We start from the raw sequence: 278 nt of genomic DNA, 5'->3' as shown, positions 1-278 counted from the left end.
ATTTATAACAGCCAGTTGAGGGCTTTTCTCGTTAGCTAATAATGTTAAATGTGGCTGAAAGTTTTGAAAAACATTAGGGCTGCCGTAGCGCTTAAATGCAGTTAACTTGTTGGGGTAGTTTTTAACCCAAGTAGGCACAGTAACATTTCGCTCGCGCAGCGGTTCAATGGCAAGTGTTATCTCGTCAGATAGTCTTTGTAATTGGCGCGACGGCTGTAAATTAATAAAAGCCCAATTACTTTTAGTTACGCTAAAGCCTTCAGCGGTTATGGGAAATG

At 41.0% G+C, this 278-nt stretch carries 1 protein-coding gene; it reads right to left on the bottom strand.

Going from position 1 to position 278, the window contains the following annotated elements:
* Positions 1-278 (bottom strand): hypothetical protein (locus AAEY78_RS12845; protein ID WP_352339710.1); only part of this gene is annotated, 278 nt, incomplete at both ends.

This window comes from Psychrobacter sp. 16-MNA-CIBAN-0192, from assembly GCF_040309565.1.
Taxonomy (GTDB): Bacteria; Pseudomonadota; Gammaproteobacteria; order Pseudomonadales; family Moraxellaceae; genus Psychrobacter.
Note: the sequence above shows the minus strand (reverse complement) of the source record. Positions and strands in the feature narration are given on the sequence as shown.